At 54.8% G+C, this 241-nt stretch carries 1 protein-coding gene; it reads left to right on the top strand.

Features of this window, described 5'->3' with window-relative positions:
- The coding region (locus HJW02_RS13065; RefSeq protein ID WP_208050688.1) for a hypothetical protein at nucleotides 1-241 on the top strand (241 nt) is incomplete at both ends.

Genomic DNA, 241 nt, shown 5'->3' on the forward strand with positions numbered 1-241 from the left:
TGTCTTCCATCCTCCGGCAGGGAAAGGATATTTTCATCGGCTACCGGACGCAGGGGGTGGACGTGCTGGATGCCGAAAGGATGACGGTGCGCCGGAGAATCAGGCAGGGACTGGAAAACGTTGATGTGTCTTCTCTTCTGGTACTGGGGGATGGAAGCGTATGGGCCGGCACATATGGACGTGGTTTTGTCAGTCTGAAAAAGGGTTCCCTGTCTTATCAACTGGACAGGAAGCAGCAGGA

The sequence above is a fragment of the Akkermansia sp. GGCC_0220 genome (assembly GCF_017566105.1).
GTDB classification, from domain to species: domain Bacteria; phylum Verrucomicrobiota; class Verrucomicrobiia; order Verrucomicrobiales; family Akkermansiaceae; genus Akkermansia; species Akkermansia massiliensis.